The organism is Pseudomonas sp. Xaverov 259 (assembly GCF_019352915.1).
GTDB lineage: Bacteria > Pseudomonadota > Gammaproteobacteria > Pseudomonadales > Pseudomonadaceae > Aquipseudomonas.
The window spans coordinates 3,411-26,010 of record NZ_JAAAFV010000050.1; the positions used below are offsets into that span (position 1 = coordinate 3,411).

Annotated in this window: 22 protein-coding genes; 11 read left to right on the top strand and 11 right to left on the bottom strand. The window is 60.2% G+C overall.

Annotated elements, in window-relative coordinates; translation table 11 throughout:
• Positions 1-34 precede the first annotated feature (34 nt).
• Genes K0H48_RS21350 through cmoB form a run of 4 tightly spaced genes read left to right on the top strand, consistent with a single transcriptional unit; the run spans position 35 to position 2,815 of the window.
• A complete protein-coding gene (locus tag K0H48_RS21350; RefSeq protein WP_138816694.1) occupies positions 35-424 on the top strand; it encodes a protease inhibitor I42 family protein in 390 nt (129 codons plus the stop codon).
• Between the two features lies 1 nt (position 425).
• Positions 426-1,082 carry a lysoplasmalogenase gene (locus K0H48_RS21355; protein ID WP_219269039.1) on the top strand — a complete coding sequence of 219 codons (657 nt, stop codon included), beginning with the start codon at positions 426-428 and terminating at the stop codon, positions 1,080-1,082.
• A 36-nt stretch (positions 1,083-1,118) separates the two neighbouring features.
• Entirely contained in the window at positions 1,119-1,862 is a 744-nt protein-coding gene (cmoA, locus tag K0H48_RS21360) for a carboxy-S-adenosyl-L-methionine synthase CmoA (RefSeq protein ID WP_219269040.1), read from the top strand.
• Positions 1,859-2,815: a tRNA 5-methoxyuridine(34)/uridine 5-oxyacetic acid(34) synthase CmoB gene (cmoB, locus tag K0H48_RS21365; protein ID WP_219269041.1), complete on the top strand. Its 957-nt coding sequence runs from the start codon at positions 1,859-1,861 to the stop codon at positions 2,813-2,815. Before cmoA ends, cmoB begins: the two co-directional genes overlap by 4 nt.
• A gap of 114 nt (positions 2,816-2,929) precedes the next feature.
• On the opposite strand, the gene tadA is transcribed toward cmoB, so the two are convergent.
• The 10 genes from tadA to lptF form a co-directional block, all read right to left on the bottom strand.
• Positions 2,930-3,421 carry a tRNA adenosine(34) deaminase TadA gene (gene tadA / locus K0H48_RS21370; protein WP_219269042.1) on the bottom strand — a complete coding sequence of 164 codons (492 nt, stop codon included), beginning with the start codon at positions 3,419-3,421 and terminating at the stop codon, positions 2,930-2,932.
• On the bottom strand, positions 3,421-4,797 hold the full coding sequence (locus K0H48_RS21375) for a multicopper oxidase family protein (RefSeq protein ID WP_219269043.1): 1,377 nt from the start codon (positions 4,795-4,797) through the stop codon (positions 3,421-3,423). The genes tadA and K0H48_RS21375 overlap by 1 nt, the downstream gene beginning before the upstream one ends.
• 258 nt (positions 4,798-5,055) lie before the next feature.
• The gene (gene pdxJ, locus K0H48_RS21380; RefSeq protein ID WP_219269044.1) at positions 5,056-5,799 is read right to left on the bottom strand and encodes a pyridoxine 5'-phosphate synthase; all 744 of its coding nucleotides are present in this window, start codon (positions 5,797-5,799) and stop codon (positions 5,056-5,058) included.
• A 51-nt stretch (positions 5,800-5,850) separates the two neighbouring features.
• Positions 5,851-6,540 carry a DNA repair protein RecO gene (recO, locus tag K0H48_RS21385; protein ID WP_219269045.1) on the bottom strand — a complete coding sequence of 230 codons (690 nt, stop codon included), beginning with the start codon at positions 6,538-6,540 and terminating at the stop codon, positions 5,851-5,853.
• 165 nt (positions 6,541-6,705) lie between these two features.
• Positions 6,706-7,608 carry a GTPase Era gene (gene era, locus K0H48_RS21390; RefSeq protein ID WP_034102340.1) on the bottom strand — a complete coding sequence of 301 codons (903 nt, stop codon included), beginning with the start codon at positions 7,606-7,608 and terminating at the stop codon, positions 6,706-6,708.
• The gene (gene rnc / locus K0H48_RS21395; RefSeq protein WP_219269046.1) at positions 7,601-8,290 is read right to left on the bottom strand and encodes a ribonuclease III; all 690 of its coding nucleotides are present in this window, start codon (positions 8,288-8,290) and stop codon (positions 7,601-7,603) included. Before rnc ends, era begins: the two co-directional genes overlap by 8 nt.
• Positions 8,291-8,442: 152 nt before the next feature.
• Complete coding sequence (gene lepB / locus K0H48_RS21400) at positions 8,443-9,297, bottom strand: signal peptidase I (protein ID WP_017136294.1); 855 nt, start codon at positions 9,295-9,297, stop codon at positions 8,443-8,445.
• A 5-nt stretch (positions 9,298-9,302) separates the two neighbouring features.
• Positions 9,303-11,102, bottom strand: a complete 1,800-nt coding sequence (gene lepA / locus K0H48_RS21405; protein ID WP_138816700.1) for a translation elongation factor 4 — start codon at positions 11,100-11,102, stop codon at positions 9,303-9,305.
• A gap of 151 nt (positions 11,103-11,253) precedes the next feature.
• The gene (gene lptG / locus K0H48_RS21410; RefSeq protein ID WP_219269047.1) at positions 11,254-12,333 is read right to left on the bottom strand and encodes an LPS export ABC transporter permease LptG; all 1,080 of its coding nucleotides are present in this window, start codon (positions 12,331-12,333) and stop codon (positions 11,254-11,256) included.
• Complete coding sequence (gene lptF, locus K0H48_RS21415; protein WP_056858889.1) at positions 12,326-13,444, bottom strand: LPS export ABC transporter permease LptF; 1,119 nt, start codon at positions 13,442-13,444, stop codon at positions 12,326-12,328. The genes lptG and lptF overlap by 8 nt, the downstream gene beginning before the upstream one ends.
• 284 nt (positions 13,445-13,728) lie before the next feature.
• Here lptF and K0H48_RS21420 point away from each other — a divergent pair, with 284 nt between their 5' ends.
• The 5 genes from K0H48_RS21420 (at position 13,729) to rlmF (ending at position 20,341) form a co-directional block, all read left to right on the top strand.
• Positions 13,729-15,219: a leucyl aminopeptidase gene (locus tag K0H48_RS21420; RefSeq protein WP_219269048.1), complete on the top strand. Its 1,491-nt coding sequence runs from the start codon at positions 13,729-13,731 to the stop codon at positions 15,217-15,219.
• A 51-nt stretch (positions 15,220-15,270) separates the two neighbouring features.
• Positions 15,271-15,699 (top strand): DNA polymerase III subunit chi, encoded by a 429-nt coding sequence (locus K0H48_RS21425; RefSeq protein WP_219269049.1) that lies wholly within the window; start codon positions 15,271-15,273, stop codon positions 15,697-15,699.
• Positions 15,700-15,706: 7 nt separating this feature from the next.
• The gene (locus tag K0H48_RS21430) at positions 15,707-16,093 is read left to right on the top strand and encodes a DNA polymerase III subunit chi (RefSeq protein ID WP_219269050.1); all 387 of its coding nucleotides are present in this window, start codon (positions 15,707-15,709) and stop codon (positions 16,091-16,093) included.
• A 150-nt stretch (positions 16,094-16,243) separates the two neighbouring features.
• Complete coding sequence (locus tag K0H48_RS21435; protein WP_219269051.1) at positions 16,244-19,090, top strand: valine--tRNA ligase; 2,847 nt, start codon at positions 16,244-16,246, stop codon at positions 19,088-19,090.
• Between the two features lie 231 nt (positions 19,091-19,321).
• Entirely contained in the window at positions 19,322-20,341 is a 1,020-nt protein-coding gene (gene rlmF, locus K0H48_RS21440; RefSeq protein WP_200430922.1) for a 23S rRNA (adenine(1618)-N(6))-methyltransferase RlmF, read from the top strand.
• A 99-nt stretch (positions 20,342-20,440) separates the two neighbouring features.
• Here rlmF and K0H48_RS21445 read toward each other — a convergent pair whose 3' ends face one another.
• Entirely contained in the window at positions 20,441-20,722 is a 282-nt protein-coding gene (locus K0H48_RS21445; protein WP_003188840.1) for an HU family DNA-binding protein, read from the bottom strand.
• 397 nt (positions 20,723-21,119) lie between these two features.
• Between K0H48_RS21445 and yejK the strand changes: the two genes are divergently transcribed.
• Both yejK and K0H48_RS21455 read left to right on the top strand, forming a co-directional pair.
• Positions 21,120-22,124 carry a nucleoid-associated protein YejK gene (yejK, locus tag K0H48_RS21450; RefSeq protein ID WP_065885922.1) on the top strand — a complete coding sequence of 335 codons (1,005 nt, stop codon included), beginning with the start codon at positions 21,120-21,122 and terminating at the stop codon, positions 22,122-22,124.
• Positions 22,124-22,474, top strand: coding sequence for a glutaredoxin family protein (locus K0H48_RS21455; RefSeq protein WP_219269052.1), 351 nt, complete (start codon positions 22,124-22,126; stop codon positions 22,472-22,474). Before yejK ends, K0H48_RS21455 begins: the two co-directional genes overlap by 1 nt.
• The last annotated feature ends 126 nt before the right edge of the window (positions 22,475-22,600 follow it).

Consider the following 22,600-nt stretch of genomic DNA (forward strand, 5'->3'; position numbering starts at 1 on the left):
TGCTCGCCCTTCGTCGTGAATGAACGGAGCCCCCATGACCGCTGCCCGCCTGTTTCTCCCCTTGAGCCTTGCCCTGCTGGCCGGATGCGCCAGTGCCCCCAAGCAAAACGTCAGCGTGGATAACCAGAGCGCCTGCCCGCTCCAGCTAAAAACTGGACAAAACCTGACCCTCACCTTGCCGAGCAACCCCACCACCGGCTACCGCTGGGCTATCCAGGATTCGGCCGGCGGCGTGTTGCGCGCATTGAGCCCGGAGGTCTACAGCAGCAGCGAATCCGGCGTGATCGGGGGCGGCGGCCAGTCGACTTGGCGCTTCCAGGCCTTCGCAGCCGGCCAAGGCCGTTTGCGCCTGACGTCCCAGCAACCTTGGGAGCCGGAAGCCGAGCCGGCCGAAACCTTCGACTGCGCCATTACGGTGAACTGATATGCCATGGCTGATCCTCGCGCTGATGGGCGCCGGCACCTTTATCTACGGCCTGACCACCCACGCCACCCTGTTGTGCCTGCTGGTCAAACCGCTGCCGGTGCTGGCACTGCTGGGCTGGCTGCATGATGCGCCGCCCACCGACTATCGACGCTGGATCAGCCTGGGGCTGATTTTTTCCCTGGTCGGCGATGTGCTGCTCGCCTGGCCGGGCGACCTGTTTATCTTTGGCCTCGGCGCGTTCCTGTTCGCGCATCTCGCGTATTTGAAAGCCTATTTCAGCGATTGTTGCCGTCTGGCGGTGTTGCCCTTGGTATTGGCGCTGGTGGTTGGCGCGATTTTGTTGAGCATCCTGATTTCCCACGGCCTGGGCGAGTTGCTGATCCCGGTGGTGATTTATGCCTTGGTGATCAGCGCCATGCTCTGGCGCGCACTGGCGCGGTTGGGCAGTGAGGTGCCGAAACGCTCGGCATGGTTTGCGGCAGCGGGAGCGGTGTCGTTTGTGTTTTCCGACACCCTGATCGGCATCAATCGGTTTGTGCTGGCTTTCGATGCGGCGCCGTATTTGCTGATCACCACCTACTGGCTCGGCCAGTGGGGCATCACGGCCTCGGCTTTCCATCAGACAACCCGCGCACACGAGGGCCAACTTGGCTAAAATGCCGGCCTTTCCCCCCTCGTCGCCGGAACAACCGTGAGCAAAGAACCCGATCGCCTATTCGCCCAGCCCCTGCCCCAGGTGCCGGACTTCGCCTTTAACGAGGACGTGGTGCGGGTGTTCCCGGACATGATCAAACGCTCGGTGCCGGGCTACCCGACCATCGTCGAGAACCTCGGCGTGCTGGCGGCGCAGTTTGCCCAGCCGGGCAGCGTGCTCTACGACCTCGGTTCGTCTCTTGGCGCAGTCACTCAAGCCTTGCGTCGCCATGTGCGTACCGACGGCTGCCGGGTGATTGCGGTGGATAATTCCGCAGCGATGGTCGAGCGTTGCCGTGAATACCTCAACGGTCAGGACTCGATGTTCCAGGAGTTGCTGCCGGTTGAGGTGATTGAGGGCGACATTCTCGCGCTGCAATTTCAGCCCGCTTCGGTGGTGGCGTTGAACTTTACCCTGCAATTTATCGCGCCCGACGAACGCCTGGCGTTGCTCGGGCGTATCCGCCAAGCGCTGCTGCCAGGCGGTGCGTTGATCCTGTCGGAAAAGCTGCGCTTCAACGATGTTGAAGAACACGCGCTGCTCACTGACCTGCACATCGCGTTCAAACGCGCCAACGGCTACAGCGAACTGGAAATTGCCCAGAAGCGCAGCGCCATCGAAAACGTCATGAAGCCCGACAGCCTCGAAGAACACCGCGAACGCCTGCTGGCGGCCGGTTTCTCGAAAGTCGTGCCGTGGTTCCAGTGTCTTAACTTTGCCTCGTTGATTGCCTTGCCATGATTGATTTGTCCCCCCTCGCCCGCCACTTGGTCGGCACTCCCCTGGCCGTGTGGGCCCAGGGCCTGCAAGCGCAACTCGACAGCAAGATGGAAAAGGGTCACGGCGACCTGGAGCGCTGGCAAAGTGCGTTGGATGCACTGCCGCAGATCCAGCCCAGCGAAGTCGATTTGCTCAATGGCCTGACGCTGGATACCGCTTGCGACGACGCCACCCGCGCACAAATGCACACTGCGTTGATGGGCCTGAGCCCGTGGCGCAAAGGCCCGTTCAACTTGTTCGGCGTACACGTGGATACCGAATGGCGTTCGGACTGGAAGTGGTCACGGGTGGCGCCGCACCTGGATTTGAAGGGCAAGCGCATCCTCGATGTGGGCTGCGGCAACGGCTACTACATGTGGCGCATGCTCGGTGCGGGTGCCGACAGCGTGATTGGCGTGGACCCGAACTGGCTGTTTTTCTGCCAGTTCCAAGCGGTGCAGCGTTACTTGTCCGAGCCCAAGGCCTGGCACTTGCCGTTCCCGTTTGAAGACCTGCCGTCGAACCTGGAAGGCTTCGATACGGTGTTTTCCATGGGCGTGTTCTATCACCGCCGCTCGCCGATCGAGCATCTGCTGGCGCTCAAGGACACACTGGTCAAAGGTGGCGAGCTGGTGTTGGAAACCTTGGTCGTGGACGGCGACCAGCAGCAAGTACTGGTGCCGGAAGACCGCTACGCGCAGATGCGCAACGTGTGGTTCCTGCCGTCGGTGCCGGCGCTGATGCTATGGCTGCGCCGCGCGGGTTTCAGTGAAGTACGTTGTGTGGATGTGAGCGTGACCACGGTTGCGGAACAACGCGGCACCGAGTGGATGAAGTATCAGTCGCTGAGTGATTTCCTGGACCCGGATGATCACAGCAAGACCATCGAAGGGCTGCCGGCGCCGATGCGGGCGGTGATTATCGCCAAAAAGTAGCCCCAAACAGATCGTTCCCACGCTCCGCGTGGGAATGCAGCCAAGGACGCTCTGCGTCCCAAAGCGTGACGCAGAGCGTCACAAGAGGCATTCCCACGCGGAGCGTGGGAACGATCATTGACGAGCTCGGCGGGCTTTGAAGAACTCGCTCAGCACCGTGCCGCATTCCTCGGCCAACACCCCGCCTTCATACAGCACCCGGTGATTCAAAAAGCCCTGGGTAAAAAACTGCCCCTGGCTTTGCACAATCCCGGCCTTGGGCTCCAGCGCGCCATACACCACCCGCGCGATGCGCGAATGCACTATCAAACCAGCGCACATACTGCACGGTTCCAGCGTCACGTACAGCGTGCTGCCCACCAGGCGGTAGTTGCTGATCGCCTGCGCGGCGGCGCGGATGGCGACCATTTCGGCATGGGCACTGGGGTCGTTGCCGCTGATCGGGCAGTTAAAGCCCCGGCCGATGATTTCACCGTCCTGCACCAGCACCGCGCCCACAGGCACTTCGCCCAGCGCCGCGCCTTGGGCGGCAAGGGCCAGGGCTTCGCGCATGAAGTGCTGGTCACGGCTGCGGTCGATAATCGCAGCGGGGCGAATCTGGCGCATCACGCCACCTCGATGGCGGCCATCAGGCCGGTTTCCATATGGTCGATCACGTGGCAGTGAAACATCCACACGCCTGGGTTATCGGCCACCAACGCCACGCGCGCACGCTCGTTTTTGCCCAGCAAATAGGTGTCGGTGAAATACGGAATCACCTTGTGGCGGTTCGAGGCGATCACCTTGAAGCTCATGCCATGCAGGTGAATCGGGTGCTGGTACTGGGTCATGTTCTTCAGTTCGAAAATGTAGCTTTTGCCCTTCTCAAGCTTGGCAATCGGGCGGTCGGCGCAGGTCTTGTCGGTGATATCCCAGGCCTTGCCGTTGATCTGCCACAGGCTCGGCGGTTTGCCGTCATCCACCGACACGCTGCCGACCCACTCGAAATTGAAGTTGAGTTTCTCGGCATTGGCCAGGTCCGGTTCGGCAATCGGGTTGGCCGGCAACGCCGGTGGCCATTCGGTGGGTGCGTCGGTATTGGCGACTGAGCGGAAAGTACCGAGGCGCACCGGGCCGTTACGGATCGACAGTTCTTCACCCGCCGGCGGGGCCTTGATCGCCAGGCAAATGCGCATGCCTGGGCCCAGCCAGTATTCCTTGCCCAGTGGGCGCGGCTCGATGGGGTTGCCGTCCAGTGCGTAGATCTGCGCTTCAATGTCCGGGATATTGAGGCGATACGTCAGGGTGTTGTCGAGGTTGAGCAGGCGCACGCGGGTGATCTGCCCGGCAGGCAGGTCAATCACCGCCTGGGGCACGCCATTGATGGTCGACAACCGCCCGGCCGTGCCACCACGCGCGGCTTCACGGGGCACGCTGAAGGCGACGAATGCGCCCTCCTCGTCCACGTGCCAGCTTTTCAGGCTCAAGGTGCGTTCGTGTTTGAAACCGGTGGGTTCGCGCTCTTCGACAATCAGCGGGCCGACCAGGCCACGGCCGAGTTCTTCGCTGCTGTTCACGTGCGGGTGATACCAGTAGCTGCCAGCGTCAGGCACGCGGAATTTGTAGTCGAAGTATTCACCGGGCAGTACCGGCAGTTGTGAAACGTAGGGCACGCCGTCCATTTCCAGCGGCAGGCGGATGCCGTGCCAGTGGATGGTGGTGGCAACCGGCAGGTGGTTGATAAAACGTACCCGCAGCCATTCTCCCTGACGCACACGCAACTCGGTACCTGGCGCCGAGGGGCCGAACGCCCAGGCTTCAGTCTTGTGGCCGGGCACCAGCTCCACGTCCAACGGTGCGGCGATCAGCTCGTAATCGTGGCCTGCCTCGGCCTCAGCGACTTTCCCCAGCCAGTAGCGATAGGCACCACCGGCACCGACGCCCACGACGGCCAGGCCTGCCAGGCCACCCAGGATTTGTCGACGGGAAAAGGATCGGGACACAACAACCTCACGTATCTGCCGCAAGCCAGAGGCCCGCAAAGGGCAGATACGATACACCTGCATCGGCTAAACAGTAAGGCTTCGCATTGCCGCATGGCGAAAACGCTGGGGATCTAAAGATGAGAATGGGCCAATGTGGGAGCGGGCTTGCTCGCGAATGCGCCGGGTCAGTTTATATAACTGTGACTGACACACCGCTTTCGCGAGCAAGCCCGCTCCCACACAAGCCCGCTCCCACAGGACATATCCAGTGTTTGGTCAGTACTTGGCAGCCGCCAGAATCAGGGCTTTCATCTCGGTTACCGCTCCTTTGAAACCGACGAACAGCGCATGGGCCACAAGCGCATGGCCGATGTTCAGCTCGTTGATGCCCTTGATCGCGGCCACGGCTTCGACGTTGTGGTAGTGCAGGCCGTGGCCGGCGTTGACGATCAGGCCTTCACTGAGGCCGCACTTCACGCCGTCTATGATGCGCTGCAGTTCCTCGGCCACTTCGGTGGGCGTGGTGGCATCGGCGTAACGGCCGGTGTGCAGTTCGATCGCCGGAGCGCCAACGCGACGTGAGGCTTCGATCTGGCGCTCGTCGGCGTCGATGAACAGCGACACTTCGCTGCCGATCTTCGACAAGCGCTCCACCGCCGCCTTGATCCGCGCTTCCTGGCCAGCCACGTCGAGGCCGCCTTCAGTGGTCAGCTCCTGGCGGGTTTCCGGCACCAGGCAAATATGCGCCGGGCGGATGCGCTCGGCGAACGCCATCATTTCTTCGGTCACGCCCATCTCGAAGTTCATGCGGGTTTGCAGCACGTCCTTGAGCACCAGCACATCACGCTCCTGGATGTGGCGGCGGTCTTCGCGCAGGTGCACGGTGATGCCATCGGCGCCCGCTTCTTCGGCGTCCAGCGCGGCCTTGACCGGGTCGGGGTAACGGGTGCCCCGGGCCTGGCGCAGGGTGGCGACGTGGTCGATGTTGACGCCAAGAAGAATGCGATTGCTGGTGGTCACGGAAGCGCTCCTGAAAAGGGAAAGAAACGCTGCACAGCATACACGGGGTTGTCAGGGCTTTCGAAACAACTCGCGACTGACCAGCGGGCGCCCGCCCAAATGCACGGCCAGCGCCTGGCGCATCAAGCGCTTGGCCGCGGACAACGCCCCAGGTGCAGTCCAATCGGCTTCGCTCATGGCCAACAGTTCGGTGCCCTGGAACAGCCCCGGTTGCAGCAGGTACACGCGCTCAAGGCCGGCGTCGACTTGCAGGCGGTACATACCGTCGGCGGCGATGGGGTCGCCGTGCAGGTCGCTGCTCAGTTCGAAGCCGTAGCCCAGGTCGTCGAGCAAACGCCATTCAAAGGCGCGCAGCAGCGGCTCCAACGGGCGACCTTCGGCCAGGGCCACCAACGTGGCAGCGTAGTGATCGAAGACTGCGGGGTGCGGGTCTTCGGCGGGCAGCAGGCGGATCAGCAGCTCGTTAAGGTAAAGCCCGCTGAACAGCGCTTCGCCATTGAGCCACGCAGAGTTGCCGACACTTTCCAGGCGGCCAACGTTTTTCAGCTCGCCCTTGCCACGAAACTCCACGTCCAGCGCCACAAACGGCCGTGCCAGCGTGCCCGCCTTGCCCCGCGCACTGCGCAACACCGCGCGCAAGCGGCCTTGAGGCGTGAGGAAATCCACCAAAGCGCTGGTCTCGCGGTAGGCGCGGCTGTGCAGCACGTAGGCGAGTTGGCTGGGGGGTGGGGTTTGGGACATGAGTTCTCTCAGCTGGAATGCAATATTGAAAACGATACAAACCTAATGTGGGAGCGGGCCTGCTCGCGAATGCGGTGGGTCAGCCAATATATGTACTGACTGATCCACCGCATTCGCGAGCAAGCCCGCTCCCACATTTTGTCTTGCGGCGCTAGCGAAGACCGATTACAGGTCGCCGTAGCCCAGGGAACGCAGCGCACGTTCATCATCAGACCAACCACCTTTAACCTTCACCCACAGGTTAAGCATGATCTTGGAATCAAACAGCAATTCCATGTCTTTGCGCGCTTCGGTGCCGATGCGCTTGATGCGCTCGCCCTTGTCGCCAATGATGATTTTCTTCTGGCCGTCACGCTCAACGAGGATCAACGCGTGGATATGCAGGGTTTTGCCCTGCTGCTTGAACTCTTCGATTTCGACAGTGATCTGGTACGGCAGCTCGGCGCCCATCTGGCGCATGATTTTCTCGCGTACCAGTTCGGCGGCCAGGAAGCGACTGCTGCGGTCGGTGATCTGGTCTTCCGGGAAGAAGTGCTCGTTCTCCGGCAGGTGCTCGGCGATCACACGCTCCAGAGCGTCGAGATTGTGGCCGTGCTGGGCCGAAATCGGCATGATCTGAGCGTTAGGCAGTTGTTCCTGCAGCCAGCTCAGGTGCGGCATCAGCTCGGCTTTGTCTTCGATGCGGTCGGTCTTGTTCAGCGCGACGATCAAAGGGCCGGTGACGTACTGCACGCGCTCCAGAACCATCTGGTCCTCGTCGGTCCACTTGGTGCGGTCGACCACAAAGATCACCACGTCGACGTCTTTCAACGCCGCCGAAGCGGTCTTGTTCATGTAGCGGTTCAGCGCCTTCTCGCCACCTTTGTGCATGCCTGGGGTGTCGACATACACCGCTTGCACAGTGCCTTCAGTCTTGATGCCCAGCATGTTGTGGCGGGTGGTCTGCGGCTTGCGCGAAGTGATCGCGAGCTTCTGGCCGAGGATGTGGTTCAGCAGCGTGGACTTGCCCACGTTCGGGCGGCCGACGATGGCAACATAGCCACAGCGTGTTGCGGTTGAATCAGTCATGGCCATTCTCCACGCCCAGGGCAATCAGTGCTGCAGCGGCCGCTACCTGTTCGGCAATACGACGGCTCACACCCTGACCTCGGCTTTTTTCGTTCAATAAGGTGATTTCACATTCCACGAAAAACACGCGGCAATGGGGTTCACCCTGGATATCCACCACTTCGTAGCGTGGCAGTTCGCAACCACGCGACTGCAGGTATTCCTGCAGGCGGGTCTTGGGATCTTTGTTGGTGTCGACCAGCGTCAGGCTCTCGATCTCCGATGCCAGCCAGGCGACCACGCGCTCCTTGGCGGTCTCCATGCCTGCATCGAGGTAGATCGCACCGATCAACGCTTCGAGAGCATCGGCCAGGATCGACTCGCGGCGAAAACCACCGCTTTTGAGTTCGCCGGAACCCAGGCGCAGGTACTCGCCCAGGCCGAAACCACGGGCCAGCACGGCCAGGGTCTCGCCTTTGACCAGGCGTGCACGCAGACGTGACAGCTGACCTTCGCGCGCTTGCGGGAAACGCTCGAACAGCGCCTCACCGGCGGCAAAGTTAAGGATGGCATCACCGAGGAATTCCAGGCGTTCGTTATTGCGCCCTGCAAAGCTGCGATGTGTGAGGGCAAGGACCATCAATTCCTGATCCTTGAAGGTGTAGCCGAGCTGGTGCTCGAGACGACTTAGAGAAACGCTCACGGTTTACCCATATCTGTTTGGTGGCACCGGCGGCCATCGACGATTGACGCAGTGTTCAAATTCAAATCCTGATTGGTACAGCAAGGGGTTGGGCCAATGATTGTCCCAACCCCAGAAAAGCATTCGGCGCTGTGTTCACAGCGCCGCCTGTATTACTTGATCAGCCCGACCCGCGAGAAGTTCGGCAGGTGGCTGAGCTTGGGTTCCGGCCAGCTCATCCAGACCGCAAAGGCCTTGCCGACAATGTTCTCGTCGGGAACCATGCCCAGCAGGTCCTTGGGAATATTAGGGTCATCCCAGTACCGGCTGTCGTTGGAGTTGTCACGGTTGTCGCCCATCATGAAGTAGTGCCCGGCCGGCACTTTCCATTCGGTGTCGGGCGGCGAGCGGTAGCGGCTCATTTCCTTGCGGATCTGGTGCTCTACTGCGCCGAGTTTTTCCTGATACAGCTCAGCGCTGCCCAGGGTGTTCGGCTCGGTGCCGATCAACTTCTCGGCGACCGACTCACCATTGACGAACAGGCGCTTGTCGCTGGTATAGCGAATCACGTCGCCCGGCAGGCCCACGACACGTTTGATGTAGTTGACGTTCGGGTCGCTTGGGTAGCGGAACACCATCACGTCGCCGCGCTGCGGGTCACCGACCGGGATGACCTTCTTGTCGAGCACCGGCAGGCGGATCCCGTAGGAAAACTTGTTCACCAGGATAAAGTCGCCCACGTCCAGGGTGGGTTTCATCGACCCCGAAGGGATCTGAAACGGCTCCACCAGGAACGAGCGCAGCACCAGCACGATGAACAACACCGGGAAGAACGACTTGCCGTATTCAACCAGCAAAGGCTCTTTGTTCAGTTTCTCGATCGCCACCGCATCGGGCTGGCTGACGCTGCCCTGATACGAGGCGATAGCCGCCCGCCGACGCGGGGCGAAGAACACCAGATCGAGCAACGCCAGGAGACCGCAAACGGCAACGGCGATGACCAGCAACAGCGGGAAATTTAGTGACATAGGACCTAACTATCCAACCTGAGCACTGCAAGGAAGGCTTCTTGTGGAATTTCCACGTTGCCCACTTGCTTCATGCGTTTTTTACCGGCCTTTTGCTTCTCAAGCAGCTTGCGCTTACGACTTACGTCACCGCCGTAGCATTTGGCCAGTACGTTCTTTCTGAGTGCCTTGACGGAGGTCCGAGCAATGATCTGCCCGCCAATGGCGGCCTGGATCGCGACGTCGAACATCTGGCGCGGAATCAGTTCTTTCATCTTTTCGGTCAACTGGCGACCTTTGTAGTGCGCGTTGTCCTTGTGCACGATCAGTGCCAGTGCATCCACCTTGTCGCCGTTGATCAACACATCCAGTTTCACCAGATTAGCCGATTGGTAACGGTCGAAATGGTAATCCAGCGAAGCATAGCCGCGACTGGTGGATTTGAGACGGTCGAAGAAGTCCAAAACCACTTCGTTCATCGGCAAATCGTAGGTCACTTGCACCTGGGTACCAAGGAACAACATGTCGTGCTGCACGCCACGTTTTTCGATACACAGGGTAATAACGTTGCCCAAGTGCTCTTGCGGAACCAGGATATTGGCCCGCACGATCGGCTCGCGCATGTCTTCGATAGTGGACAGATCCGGAAGCTTGGACGGGTTGTCGACGTAAATCGTTTCACCGGTTTTCAGCGCCAGCTCAAAAATAACCGTTGGCGCCGTGGTGATCAGGTCCAGGTCATATTCGCGCTCGAGGCGCTCCTGGATGATCTCCATGTGCAGCATGCCCAGGAACCCGCAGCGGAAGCCGAAGCCCAGGGCGTCGGAGCTTTCCGGGGTGTACTGCAACGACGAATCGTTGAGGGTCAGCTTCTGCAGCGCTTCGCGGAAATCTTCGAAGTCATCGGAGCTGACCGGGAACAGGCCGGCGTAAACCTGCGGCTGGATGCGTTTGAAACCCGGCAGCACGTCGACGTCAGGGGTGGAGCTCAAGGTCAGGGTGTCACCCACTGGCGCACCGTGAATGTCCTTGATACCGGCGATGATGAAGCCTACTTCACCGGCTTTGAGGTCGGTGGTAGCAGTGTGTTTCGGGTTGAACACACCGACGCTGTCCACCAGGTGGATCTTGCCGGTGGATTTGACCAGGATCTTGTCGCCCTTCTTCACACGGCCGTGGCGCACGCGTACCAGGGAAACAACGCCCAGGTAGTTGTCGAACCAGGAGTCGATGATCAACGCTTGCAGCGGATCTTCGTAGTTGCCGGTAGGCGCAGGAATGGTCTTGACCAGGCGCTCGAGCACTTCGTCAACGCCCAGGCCGGTCTTGGCGCTGCACTCGACGGCGTCGGTGGCGTCAATGCCGATGATTTTTTCGATTTCTTCTTTAACGCGGTCAGGATCGGCCTGGGGCAGGTCGATCTTGTTCAGTACCGGCATGACCTCAAGGCCCTGCTCGATCGCGGTGTAGCAGTTGGCTACGGACTGAGCTTCAACGCCCTGGCCGGCATCGACCACCAGCAAGGCGCCTTCACAGGCGGCCAGCGAGCGGCTGACTTCGTACGTGAAGTCAACGTGGCCGGGGGTGTCAATGAAGTTCAGCTGGTACTTGATACCGTCTTTTGCGGTGTAGTACAGGGTAACGCTGTGGGCCTTGATGGTGATGCCGCGCTCGCGCTCGAGGTCCATGGAGTCCAGGACCTGGGCTTCCATTTCACGCTCGGCAAGGCCGCCGCACATCTGGATGAATCGATCGGCCAGCGTCGACTTACCATGGTCAATGTGGGCGATGATGGAGAAATTGCGGATATGACTCAAATCACTCACGGATCAACACTCAAAAAGGCTGCAGGCAGATTGCCCGCTGAAAAATAGCCGGGAATTGTACCTGATGCTCGGGCCGGGCGTCATCTTTGCTGACCAGAACAAAAATGCCCCGCTCATGGGAGCGGGGCATTTTTTGTGCATAAGCGCGGTATCAACCGGCCCGGCGCAACAGCCAGAACCCAGCCACGGCACAAATAGCCGTCGGCACCAGCACCGCAAACAGCGGCGAGAAACCGAATACCAGGCTCGACGGCCCAAGCAGGTCCTGGGCGATGCGGAAGGTAAAGCCCACCAGCACGCCGGTAAACACCCGCTGGCCGAGCGTTACCGAACGCAGCGGACCGAAGATGAACGAAATGGCCATCAACACCAGTGCGGCGGTGACCAGCGGCTGCAACACCTTGACCCAAAATGCCAGCCAGTAACGGCCGTTGTTCAGGCCCTGATCCTTGAGGTAGTGGATATAACTCCACAAACCGGAGATCGGCAGGCTTTCCGGGATCATCACCACGGTATTGAGCAGTTCCGGCTTCAGGGCAATGTCCCACTGCTCGGACGGCACATTGATCACTTCGGTGTAGGCCTTGATGCCCTGCCCCACATTACGAAAATACGTCGTGGTGACGTCGTACAGCTGCCATTTCCCCTCGTCATACTGCGCGCGCCTGGAGAAACTGGAGCTCAGCATATGCCGCTCTTTGTCGAACGTATAACGCGTCACCCCCACCAACAAACCGCCGGGCTGCACGGCGTTGATGTGGATAAACTCATCACCCTGGCGGTGCCACAGGCCGTGCCGAGCGCTCTGCGCATCCCCCGAACCCTGGGCCAGGGCACGGTTGGCCTGGGCTGTGGCTTCGGTCGGTGGCGCTACGTACTCGCCGATCAACACACTGCAAGCCATCAGCAACAGCATGGGTTTCATGACCGCCCAGACGATGCGGCCGATGGAAACGCCCGCCGCGCGCATGATGGTCAGTTCGCTGCTGCTGGCCAGGCTGCCCAGGCCAATCAGGCAGCCGATCAGTGCCGCCATCGGCATCATGTCGTAGAGACGACGCGGTGCGGTCAGCGCCACGTAGCTCAACACGTTGGTGACCGTATAAGTGTCGGTGACGTTGCTCACTTCATCAATAAAGGCAAACAGGCAAGCCAGGCCAAGGATGATGCCCAATACCGCCAGGATGGCGATCAGTACGCTGCTACCAATGTAGCGGTCGAGCTTAGCCACGAGCCAACTCCTTCAGGCCACGACGGCTCTTCATTTTCAAACGGATAGGTTCCCAGTAGAGCAGCCCCAGGCCGATCACCAGGAAGATCCCGTGCACCCACCACAGGCCCAGGGTTGGCGACAGCTTGCCCTTCTCCAGGGAGCCACGGGCGGAAATCAGGATGGTCAGGTAGGCCATGTACAAAAGGATTGCCGGCAACAGCTTGAGGAAACGGCCCTGGCGCGGGTTGACGCGTGACAGCGGCACGGCCATCAAGGTCACGATAAACACCAGCAGCGGCAGGGAGATTCGCCATTGCAGCTCGGCAACGGAGCGCAGCTCGGGATTGCCGATCAGCGATAGCGTCGGCAGTGCGTCGCGGTCGGTGACCTCTTCACTGATGTCAGGCTTAGCCAGCATTACGCCATAAGTGTCGTATTTGACCGCCCTATAGTCCGCCATGCCAGGGCTGCCGTCGTAACGATAGCCATTTTCGAGGATCAGGTAGCGGTTGCCGTCAGGACGTATTTCCTGGCGCCCGCTATTGGCTACCAGAATCGAGATACCGCGGTCTTTCTGGTTCAGACCGAGGTTTTTCTGCGAGATGAACACGCCGCCCAGGTTAGAGCGGTCGTCGGTCATGGTTTCCGTATAGGTGACCCGCGTGCCGTCGTTGAGCGCCTGGAAGCGCCCGGGCTCCAGGGTATCGAACTCGGTCATCGCATCCTGCTTGTTCAGCAGTAACTGGAACTGCATGGCGCCCTGGGGCGCCAGGCTCATGCTCAACCAGGCCACCACCAGGGCAACGCCAGTAGCCGGCACCATGGTCATGGCCAGCAGGCGCTGTTGGCTCATGCCAGTGGCCGAGAGCACGGTCATTTCACTTTCAAGGTAAAGCCGGCCATAGGCCAGCAGGATGCCGAGAAACAGGCCAAGGGGCAGGATCAACTGCAGGAAACCCGGCAGTCGAAAGCCCATGATCAGGAACAATGCGCCCGGATCCAGGGCGCCCGAGGCTGCCTGGGCGAGGAATTTGACGAAACGACCACTCATGGTGATGACCAGCAATACCGCACTCACGGCACTCAGGGTCAACAGGACTTCGCGGGACAGATAACGGAAGACAATCAAACCAGACACTCCAGGGTTGTCAGGCTAAGGCGGCCAAACAAGCAAGCATACCGAGTCGACCCGCATGCACGGGCCGGCTAAAAAGATTGCGCATTATCCTGTGATTGGCCGCGCCTGTCACGGTGCTTGCTCATGCGCGTGCACAAAGCATGCTGCAAGGGTTGTCAGGCTGCTCTGGCGAGGTTCAAACTGCGGCCTTTGTCGCGGGCGGTTTACAAAGCTGCCGAGCATCAAAGCCTGCGTACAGACGCCAGGCTCACAGACCTTAAATAAGGGACCCGAAAATGGAATTGGTTGTAAAAAGCGTTAGCCCCGAAACGTTGAAAACCGCCACCCTCGTGGTCGCCGTCGGCGAAGGGCGCAAGCTCGGCGTCGCCGCCAAGCAACTGGATGAACTGAGCGGCGGCGCCATCAGCGCGGTCCTCAAGCGCGGCGATCTGGCCGGCAAAGTCGGCCAAAGCCTGCTGCTGCAAAGCCTGCCCAACCTTAAAGCCGACCGCGTATTGCTGGTGGGCGTGGGCAAGGACGCCGAACTGGGCGACCGCCCGTTCCGCAAGATCATCAGCGGTATCCTCAGCACTCTTAAAGGTCTGGGCGGCACCGATGCGGCACTGGCCCTCGATGAAATCGTCGTAAAAGGCCGTGACAGCTACGGCAAGACTCGCCTGCTGGCCGAAAGCCTGGTGGACGGCGGTTACGTCTTCGACCAGTTCAAGAGCCAGAAGGCCGAACCGCGCGCCATCAAGAAAATCACCCTGCTGACCATCAAGGCTGCCCAGGCTGAAGTCGAGCGCGCCGTCACCCACGCCACTGCCATCGCCAACGGCATGTCGTTTACCCGCGACCTGGGCAACCTGCCGCCGAACATCTGCCACCCCACCTACCTGGGCGAACAAGCCAAGGCGCTGGGCAAGGAGTTCAAGGGCCTGAAGGTTGAAGTGCTGGACGAGAAGAAGATCAAGGAACTGGGCATGGGCTCGTTCTATGCGGTGGGCCAGGGCAGTGACCAACCGCCACGTCTGATCGTGATGCAATACAACGGTGGCAAGAAGTCCGAGAAGCCTTATGCGCTGGTCGGCAAAGGCATCACCTTTGACACCGGCGGCATCAGCCTCAAGCCGGGTGCCGGCATGGACGAAATGAAATACGACATGGGCGGCGCCGCCAGCGTGTTCGGCACCCTGCGTGCCGTGCTGGAACTCAAGCTGCCGATCAACCTGGTGTGCATCCTGGCCTGCGCCGAGAATATGCCGAGCGGTGGTGCTGCACGCCCGGGCGACATCGTTACGACCATGAGCGGCCAGACTGTCGAGATCCTCAACACCGACGCCGAAGGCCGTCTGGTGCTGTGCGATGCCCTCACCTACGCCGAACGCTTCAAGCCACAGGCCGTGATTGACATCGCCACCCTGACCGGTGCCTGCGTGGTCGCCCTGGGCGCTCACACTTCGGGCCTGCTGGGTAACAACGACGAGCTGATCGAGCAACTGCTCAGCGCCGGCAAGGCTGCCGACGACCGCGCCTGGCAACTGCCGCTGTTCGACGAGTACCAGGAACAACTGGACAGCCCGTTCGCCGACATCGCCAACATCGGCGGCCCTAAAGCCGGCACCATCACCGCTGCCTGCTTCCTGTCGCGCTTTGCCAAAAACTTCAACTGGGCGCACCTGGACATCGCCGGTACGGCCTGGACCAGCGGCGGCAAGGACAAGGGCGCCAGTGGCCGTCCGGTTCCTCTGTTGACCCAGTACCTGCTGGATCGCGCCAAAGCCTGAAACTGAAGATTCCGGGGCGGCCTGCATGGCGCCCCGGTCTCAGGAACCGCAATGACCCAAGTCGACTTCTATATATTGCCCAGCGCCGATCCCACTGCGCGCCTGGACTTTGCCTGCAAACTCACCGAAAAAGCCTGGCGCATGGGCCACCGCATCTACCTGCATTGCAGCGATGCCGCCCAGCGTGAAGACCTTGACGCCCGCCTGTGGCGTTTCAAGGGCGAAAGCTTCGTGCCCCACGGCCCCGCCGAGTCCGAACCCGAAGGCCTGATTGTGCTGGGTTTGGGCGACAGCTGCGGCGATCATCATGACTTGCTGGTTAACCTGGACCTGAAAGTACCGGCCTTTGCCAAGGCTTTTGCCCGCGTGGCGGAAGTGGTGGTCGAAGACCCGGCTATTCGTCAGGCCGCGCGGGAGAGTTTCCGTTTCTACCGCGAACAGGGCTATCCTCTGCAAGATCACCGGCTACAACGACTTTGAGCACACGATGGACACTCCAAACCCGCTGAAAAAAGACGACCACTTGCTGGACGACCTGGAGTCGATCCGTCAATTGCTCGGTGATGATGAGTTGCAACCGCCGCTGCTGACCGAATCGGTCGAGAGCGAGGTACAGATTCCGCTGTTGTTCGAAATGGTCGGTGGCAAACCCGCCGCACCTGAGCCCGCAACACCAGCCCCCGCTGCAGAACCGGCACCCGCCGCTGAAAAAGCCCCCGACGCGTTGCTGCTGCATCTGGACAATGAACTGCGTGCCGCTGCGCAACTGATCATGCAGGATGTGATCGACGACTTTGCACCGCATATTGAAGCCGAGATCAAACGGCGGATGGATGCGCGCATGGAACGGCTATTAAGCCAATACCAGTCCTGAGCCCTGCATAGATCCCTGTGGGAGCTGGCTTGCCTGCTCCCACATTTGCTCAACGTACATCTCTAGCCCGTCTTCGCCTCGCCCTGCGCCTTATCCCCCGTTATACTTGTCGGCTTTCCTGAATAAATGCCAACTAGGGTCCCGCCGCGCATGGATAAGACCTACCAGCCGCACGCCATTGAAACTTCCTGGTACAACACCTGGGAGTCCGAGAATTACTTCGCCCCACAAGGTGCCGGCGAGTCCTACACCATCATGATTCCGCCACCGAACGTCACTGGCAGCCTGCACATGGGCCATGGCTTCAACAATGCGATCATGGATGCGTTGATCCGTTTCCGCCGCATGCAGGGCCGCAACACCCTGTGGCAACCGGGTACTGACCACGCCGGTATCGCCACGCAGATGCTGGTGGAACGCCAGCTCGAAGCCACCGGCCAGAACCGTCACGACCTGGGCCGCGAGAAATTCCTGGAAAAGATCTGGGAATGGAAAGACCAGTCCGGCGGCAATATCAGCCGTCAGATCCGTCGCCTCGGCTCGTCAGTCGACTGGAGCCGCGAGCGCTTCACCATGGACGACGGCCTGTCGGAATCGGTGAAAGAAGCCTTCGTGCGCCTGCACGAAGACGGCCTGATCTACCGCGGCAAGCGCCTGGTCAACTGGGACACCAAGTTGCACACGGCAATTTCCGACCTCGAAGTGGAAAACCACGACGAGAAAGGCTTCCTCTGGAACCTCAAGTACCCGCTGGCCGATGGCGCCAAGACGGCTGAGGGCAACGACTACCTGATCGTCGCCACCACGCGTCCGGAAACCATGCTCGGCGACGCCGCCGTGGCGGTTAACCCGAACGATGAACGCTATCAGGCGCTGATCGGCAAGTTTGTCGAACTGCCGTTGGTTGGCCGTCGTATCCCGATCATCGCGGACGACTACTGCGACCCTGAATTCGGCACCGGCTGCGTGAAAATCACCCCGGCCCACGATTTCAACGACTACGAAGTCGGCAAGCGCCACAACCTGCCGCTGCTGAACATCTTCGACAAAAATGCCGCCGTGTTGCCGGCCTGCCAGGTGTTCAACCTGGACGGCACGCTGAACGACAGCATCGACGGCAAGATCCCGGCTGAATACGCTGGCCTCGACCGTTTCGAAGCGCGCAAGCAGATCGTGGCCGCCTTTGACGCCGCCGGTTTGCTGGTCAGCGTTGACGACCACGGCCTCAAAGTGCCGAAAGGTGACCGTTCCGGCACCGTGATCGAGCCGTGGCTGACCGACCAGTGGTACGTGTCCACCAAACCGTTGGCCGAGCCTGCCATTGCTGCCGTGGAAGACGGCCGCATCCAGTTCGTGCCTAAACAGTACGAAAACATGTACTTCTCGTGGATGCGTGACATCCAGGATTGGTGCATCAGCCGTCAACTGTGGTGGGGCCATCGCATTCCGGCCTGGTACGACGAGTCGGGCAAGGTGTACGTAGGCCGCGACGAAGCCGAAGTGCGTGCCAAGCACAACCTCGGCGCGGACATCGCCCTGCAACAGGACAACGACGTACTCGACACCTGGTTCAGCTCGGGCCTGTGGACCTTCTCGACCCTGGGCTGGCCACAGCAGACCGAGTTTCTGAAGAAATTCCACTCCACCGACGTGCTGGTCACCGGCTTCGATATCATTTTCTTCTGGGTTGCCCGGATGATCATGCTCACCATGCATTTGGTGAAGAACGAAGACGGCACGCCGCAAGTACCGTTCAAGACCGTGTACGTACACGGCCTGGTGCGTGATGGCCAGGGCCAGAAGATGTCCAAGTCCAAGGGCAACGTCTTGGACCCGCTGGACATCATTGACGGCATCGACCTGGAAACCCTGGTGCAGAAACGCACCTCGGGCCTGATGCAGCCAAAATTGGCGAAGAAGATCGAGAAGCAGACCCGCGACGAGTTCGCCGATGGCATTGCCAGCTACGGCACCGACGCCCTGCGTTTCACCTTCTGCTCGCTGGCGTCCACTGGTCGCGACATCAAGTTCGACATGGGCCGCGTCGAAGGCTATCGCAACTTCTGCAACAAGATCTGGAACGCTGCACGTTACGTGCTGGATAAAGGCGAAGACTGCGGCCAGAACGGCGAAGCCGTCGAACTGAGCCTGGCTGATCGCTGGATCATCTCGCAGCTGCAGCGCACCGAAGCCGAAGTGACCCGCCAGCTCGACCAGTTCCGTTTCGACCTGGCCGCACAGGCCTTGTACGAGTTCATCTGGAACCAGTATTGCGACTGGTACCTGGAACTGTCCAAGCCCGTGCTGTGGGACGAGAATTCGCCGATCGAACGCCAGCGCGGCACCCGCCGCACCCTGGTGCGCGTACTCGAAGTGGCGCTGCGCCTGGCGCACCCGTTCATGCCATTTATCACCGAAGAAATCTGGCAGCGCATCGCGCCGCTGGCCGGTATCGAAGGCAAGACCATCATGCTGCAACCTTGGCCGGTGGCCAATGAAGCGCGCATCGATGAGGCGGCCGAAAGCGATATCGAATGGCTCAAGACCCTGATGATGGGCACGCGTAATATTCGTGCCGAGATGAACATCGGGCCGGGCAAGCCGTTGGCAGTGTTCGTGAAGAACGCCAGTGCCGAAGATCAGCGTCGCCTCACCGAGAACGATGCGTTGCTCAAGAAGCTGGCGAAGCTGGAGTCGATCACGGTATTGGCTGCTGGCGAAGATGCACCGCTGTCTGCGACCGCGCTGGTCGGCGAGATGGAAGTGCTGGTGCCAATGGCCGGTTTGATCGACAAGGGCGCGGAACTGGCGCGTCTCGACAAAGAAATCGCGCGCCTGCAAGGTGAAGTGCAGCGGGTGGGCGGCAAGTTGTCCAACGCGGCGTTTGTCGACAAGGCGCCGGCTGAAGTCATCGACAAAGAGCGCGCCAAGTTGGCCGAGGCTGAACAGGCTTTGGGCAAGCTGGCCGAGCAACATGCGCGGATTTCCAGTCTGTAAGCTGGAAACTGTGTAAAAAAAGAGACCTTCGGGTCTCTTTTTTTGGGGGATTTGAAAACCCAATCAGGGTGGGAGCGGGCTTGCTCGCGAATGCGGTGTGTCAGAAGCACATTCAGTGACTGACACACCGCATTCGCGAGCAAGCCCGCTCCCACATTTAAACCGAGGTCAACTTCGGAATGTGTGACAATACCCGCCACTTTTGAAACAAACCCAGAATCGACGCAGCCAATGACCGCCCCCAGCACACCCAAACCACCGCGCAAAAAGCCTAAAACCGCAGCCCCGGCCAAGCCCGTCGCGCCGCGCAAAGAGGCTACCTTACACCCGCGCAACCGCCACACAGGCCGTTACGACTTCCCGGCGCTGATCAAGACCACGCCGGAATTGGCGAAATTCGTGATCCTCAACCCTTATGGCAAAGAGAGCATCGACTTCGCCAGCCCGGACGCGGTGCGGGTGTTCAACCGAGCACTGCTCAAGTCGTTCTATGGCATCCAGCATTGGGATATCCCGCAGGATTACCTCTGCCCGCCGGTGCCGGGGCGTGCCGACTATGTGCACTTCCTCGCCGACCTGCTGGCCAGCGTCAACGACGGCAAGATTCCGCGCGGTTCTATCGTCAAGGTGCTGGACATCGGCATGGGCGCCAACTGCGTCTACCCGCTGATCGGCTATATGGAATACCGCTGGAATTTCCTCGGCTCCGAGGTCGACCCGATCGCCGTGGCCGCCGCCAAGGCCATCGTGCAGTCCAATGACCTGAGCAAGGTCATCCAGCTGCGCCAGCAACCCAACCCCAAGCAGATCCTGCTGGGCTTGCTGGAGCCGGGTGAGCGCTTTGACCTGACCATGTGCAACCCACCCTTCCACGCGTCCATGGACGAAGCCACCAAGGGCAGCGAGCGCAAATGGCGTGCCCTGGGTAAAGCTGATCCCAAGCGCAAACTCCCGGTGCTGAACTTCGGTGGCCAGTCGGCGGAGTTGTGGTGTGAAGGCGGCGAAGCACGTTTTGTGACGCAACTGATCGCCGAGAGCGCGCATTTTGCCCACAAGGTGCTGTGGTTCAGCACGCTGGTGTCAAAAGCGTCGAACTTGCCCGCGATCGAGACAGCCCTGAAAAAAGCCGGCGTGCTGGAAAGCCAGGTGGTGGAAATGTCCCAGGGGCAGAAGCAAAGCCGTTTTGTGGCCTGGACCTTCCAGACCAAGAATGAGCAGCAGATCTGGCGTCAGCGCTGGGTTCGCGACTGAATCATTGTGGCGAGGGAGCAAGCTCGCTCGCCACACATATCGCAGGCAACAAAAAACCGTGCCCGGATCGCTCCGAGGCACGGTTTTTTTTGCTGCGTCTTACTTGTTAACAGCGTCGGTCAGGCCTTTGGCCACAACCAGCTTGATAACTTTCTTGGCAGCGATTTCGATGGCAGCGCCAGTCGAAGGGTTACGGCCAGTACGGGCTGGACGCTCGGTCACTTTCAGTTTGCCAACGCCTGGCAGAGTGATTTCGCCGCCGTTTTCCAGCTGATCAGCAACAACTTGGCTCAGTTGGTCCAGCAGAGCGCGCACGGTAGTTTTCGGTGCGTCTACTGCTTCAGCCAGGTCAGCGATCAGTTGGTCTTTAGTAATAGCCATTGTGGTGTTCCTTCCCTATCAAATTCATATGGATTGCAGAGTGCAGTGTCAGCCGTCGAGCCCGACCGTCATGGCCTGGCACCCCAGGCCTACAACCACGGAGATCGGGGTTATAGATGCTTGAAACGGGGATTGGTTCGACCTGACAGATGCTGAATGCACGCTTAACGCCGAGACTTGGCGTAAGACGGGGCAAAACTAGCACAGAGACGGGGAAATATCCGCCTCAACATACCCATTTGGTCAGCTTTATCGCTCTAAACCGTGAAAAAAAGGCATATGGGCCGTCGGAGGTCGTCCAAAACAGCCTTGCAGGCGCGTCTTGGCCAATGGGTGCGGTACACTGGGCGACTTTTTGGGGAGGCCCACCGCTCCCCTTCAACCAGCCGAGAAGCCTATGCCGATCCGTCATTGCATTGTTCACCTGATCGACAAAAAACCCGACGGCACACCTGCAGTTCTGCATGCCCGCGATTCGGAGCTGTCCGAATCGGCCGCCATCGAGAACATGCTGGCCGACCTCAACGAGAGCTACAACGCCAAACAAGGCAAGGCTTGGGGTTTTTTCCATGCCGAGTCCGGCGCGCACCCGTTCAGCGGCTGGTTGAAGGAATATTTCGACGGTGGCCAGGATTTCACCACCTTCAGCCGCACGGCGGTCGAACACCTGCAAAAGCTCATGGAGGAGTCCAACCTCTCCACCGGCGGTCACGTGCTGTTTGCCCACTACCAACAAGGCATGACCGACTACCTGGCCATCGCCCTGCTGCACCACAGCGAAGGCGTGGCGGTGACCGATGAGCTGGACGTGACCCCATCGCGCCACCTGGACCTGGGCCAACTGCACCTGGCGGCACGCATCAACGTCTCCGAGTGGCAGAACAACAAGCAGTCCAAGCAGTACATATCGTTTATCAAAGGCAAGAACGGCAAGAAGGTTTCGGAGTACTTCCGCGACTTTATCGGCTGCCAGGAAGGTGTCGACGGCCCGGGCGAGACCCGCACCTTGCTCAAGGCGTTCAGCGACTTTGTTGAAAGCGAAGACCTGCCGGACGAATCCGCCCGCGAAAAGACCAAAACCCTGGTGGACTACGCCAGCAGCCAGGCCAAGCTCGGTGAGCCGATGGGCCTGGAAGAACTGTCGGGTTTGATCGATGAAGAGCGGCCAAAAGCGTTCTACGACCATATCCGCAACAAGGACTACGGCCTGTCGCCGGAAATTCCAGCCGACAAACGCACCCTCAACCAGTTCCGCCGCTTCACCGGCCGCGCCGAGGGCTTGTCCATCAGCTTTGAGGCACACCTGCTGGGCGACAAGATCGAATACGACGAAGCCGCCGGTACCTTGATCATCAAGGGCCTGCCGACCCAACTGACCGACCAGCTCAAGCGCCGCAACTGATGCTCGGCGGGGTGCTCAAGAAAGTCCTGTTGGTATTGCTGGTGGTGGTGGTGATTCAGCACTGGGGCAAGATCGAGCGGCTGTTCAACCCCTCGCAGGTGGTTTCAGAGCAGGTACGCGCCTCGGCGCACGTGGTGCTCTACTCCACCGAGTGGTGCGGCTACTGCAAGCAGATCCGGCGCTTTCTGGACCAGAAAGGTGTGCCGTACCAGGCGTTCGATATCGAGAAGGATGCCCAGGCGCGCAAGGCGTATGAGGCGCTGGGCGGCGGCGGGATTCCGTTTGTGGAGGTCAATGGCACGCTCATTCGCGATTACAACCCGGACGCGATCATGGCTGCCTTGAAGTAACCCGATCTTAGCGGCAGCCCGCTTGTGTGGGAGCTTTTTTGCGGGAGCTGGCTTGCCTGCGATAGCATCACCGCGCAGTAACTGGCAGACCGAGTTGCCTGCATCGCAGGCAAGCCAGCTCCCACA

Coding starts and splice junctions, on each gene's coding strand:
- K0H48_RS21350 (WP_138816694.1), top strand. CDS start 35: ATGACCGCTGCCCGCCTGTTTCTCCCCTTGAGCCTTGCCCTGCTGGCC.
- K0H48_RS21355 (WP_219269039.1), top strand. CDS start 426: ATGCCATGGCTGATCCTCGCGCTGATGGGCGCCGGCACCTTTATCTAC.
- cmoB (WP_219269041.1), top strand. CDS start 1,859: ATGATTGATTTGTCCCCCCTCGCCCGCCACTTGGTCGGCACTCCCCTG.
- tadA (WP_219269042.1), bottom strand. CDS start 3,421: ATGCGCCAGATTCGCCCCGCTGCGATTATCGACCGCAGCCGTGACCAG.
- recO (WP_219269045.1), bottom strand. CDS start 6,540: ATGTCCCAAACCCCACCCCCCAGCCAACTCGCCTACGTGCTGCACAGC.
- era (WP_034102340.1), bottom strand. CDS start 7,608: ATGACTGATTCAACCGCAACACGCTGTGGCTATGTTGCCATCGTCGGC.
- lepB (WP_017136294.1), bottom strand. CDS start 9,297: ATGTCACTAAATTTCCCGCTGTTGCTGGTCATCGCCGTTGCCGTTTGC.
- K0H48_RS21420 (WP_219269048.1), top strand. CDS start 13,729: ATGGAATTGGTTGTAAAAAGCGTTAGCCCCGAAACGTTGAAAACCGCC.
- K0H48_RS21425 (WP_219269049.1), top strand. CDS start 15,271: ATGACCCAAGTCGACTTCTATATATTGCCCAGCGCCGATCCCACTGCG.
- K0H48_RS21430 (WP_219269050.1), top strand. CDS start 15,707: ATGGACACTCCAAACCCGCTGAAAAAAGACGACCACTTGCTGGACGAC.
- K0H48_RS21435 (WP_219269051.1), top strand. CDS start 16,244: ATGGATAAGACCTACCAGCCGCACGCCATTGAAACTTCCTGGTACAAC.
- rlmF (WP_200430922.1), top strand. CDS start 19,322: ATGACCGCCCCCAGCACACCCAAACCACCGCGCAAAAAGCCTAAAACC.
- K0H48_RS21445 (WP_003188840.1), bottom strand. CDS start 20,722: ATGGCTATTACTAAAGACCAACTGATCGCTGACCTGGCTGAAGCAGTA.
- yejK (WP_065885922.1), top strand. CDS start 21,120: ATGCCGATCCGTCATTGCATTGTTCACCTGATCGACAAAAAACCCGAC.
- K0H48_RS21455 (WP_219269052.1), top strand. CDS start 22,124: ATGCTCGGCGGGGTGCTCAAGAAAGTCCTGTTGGTATTGCTGGTGGTG.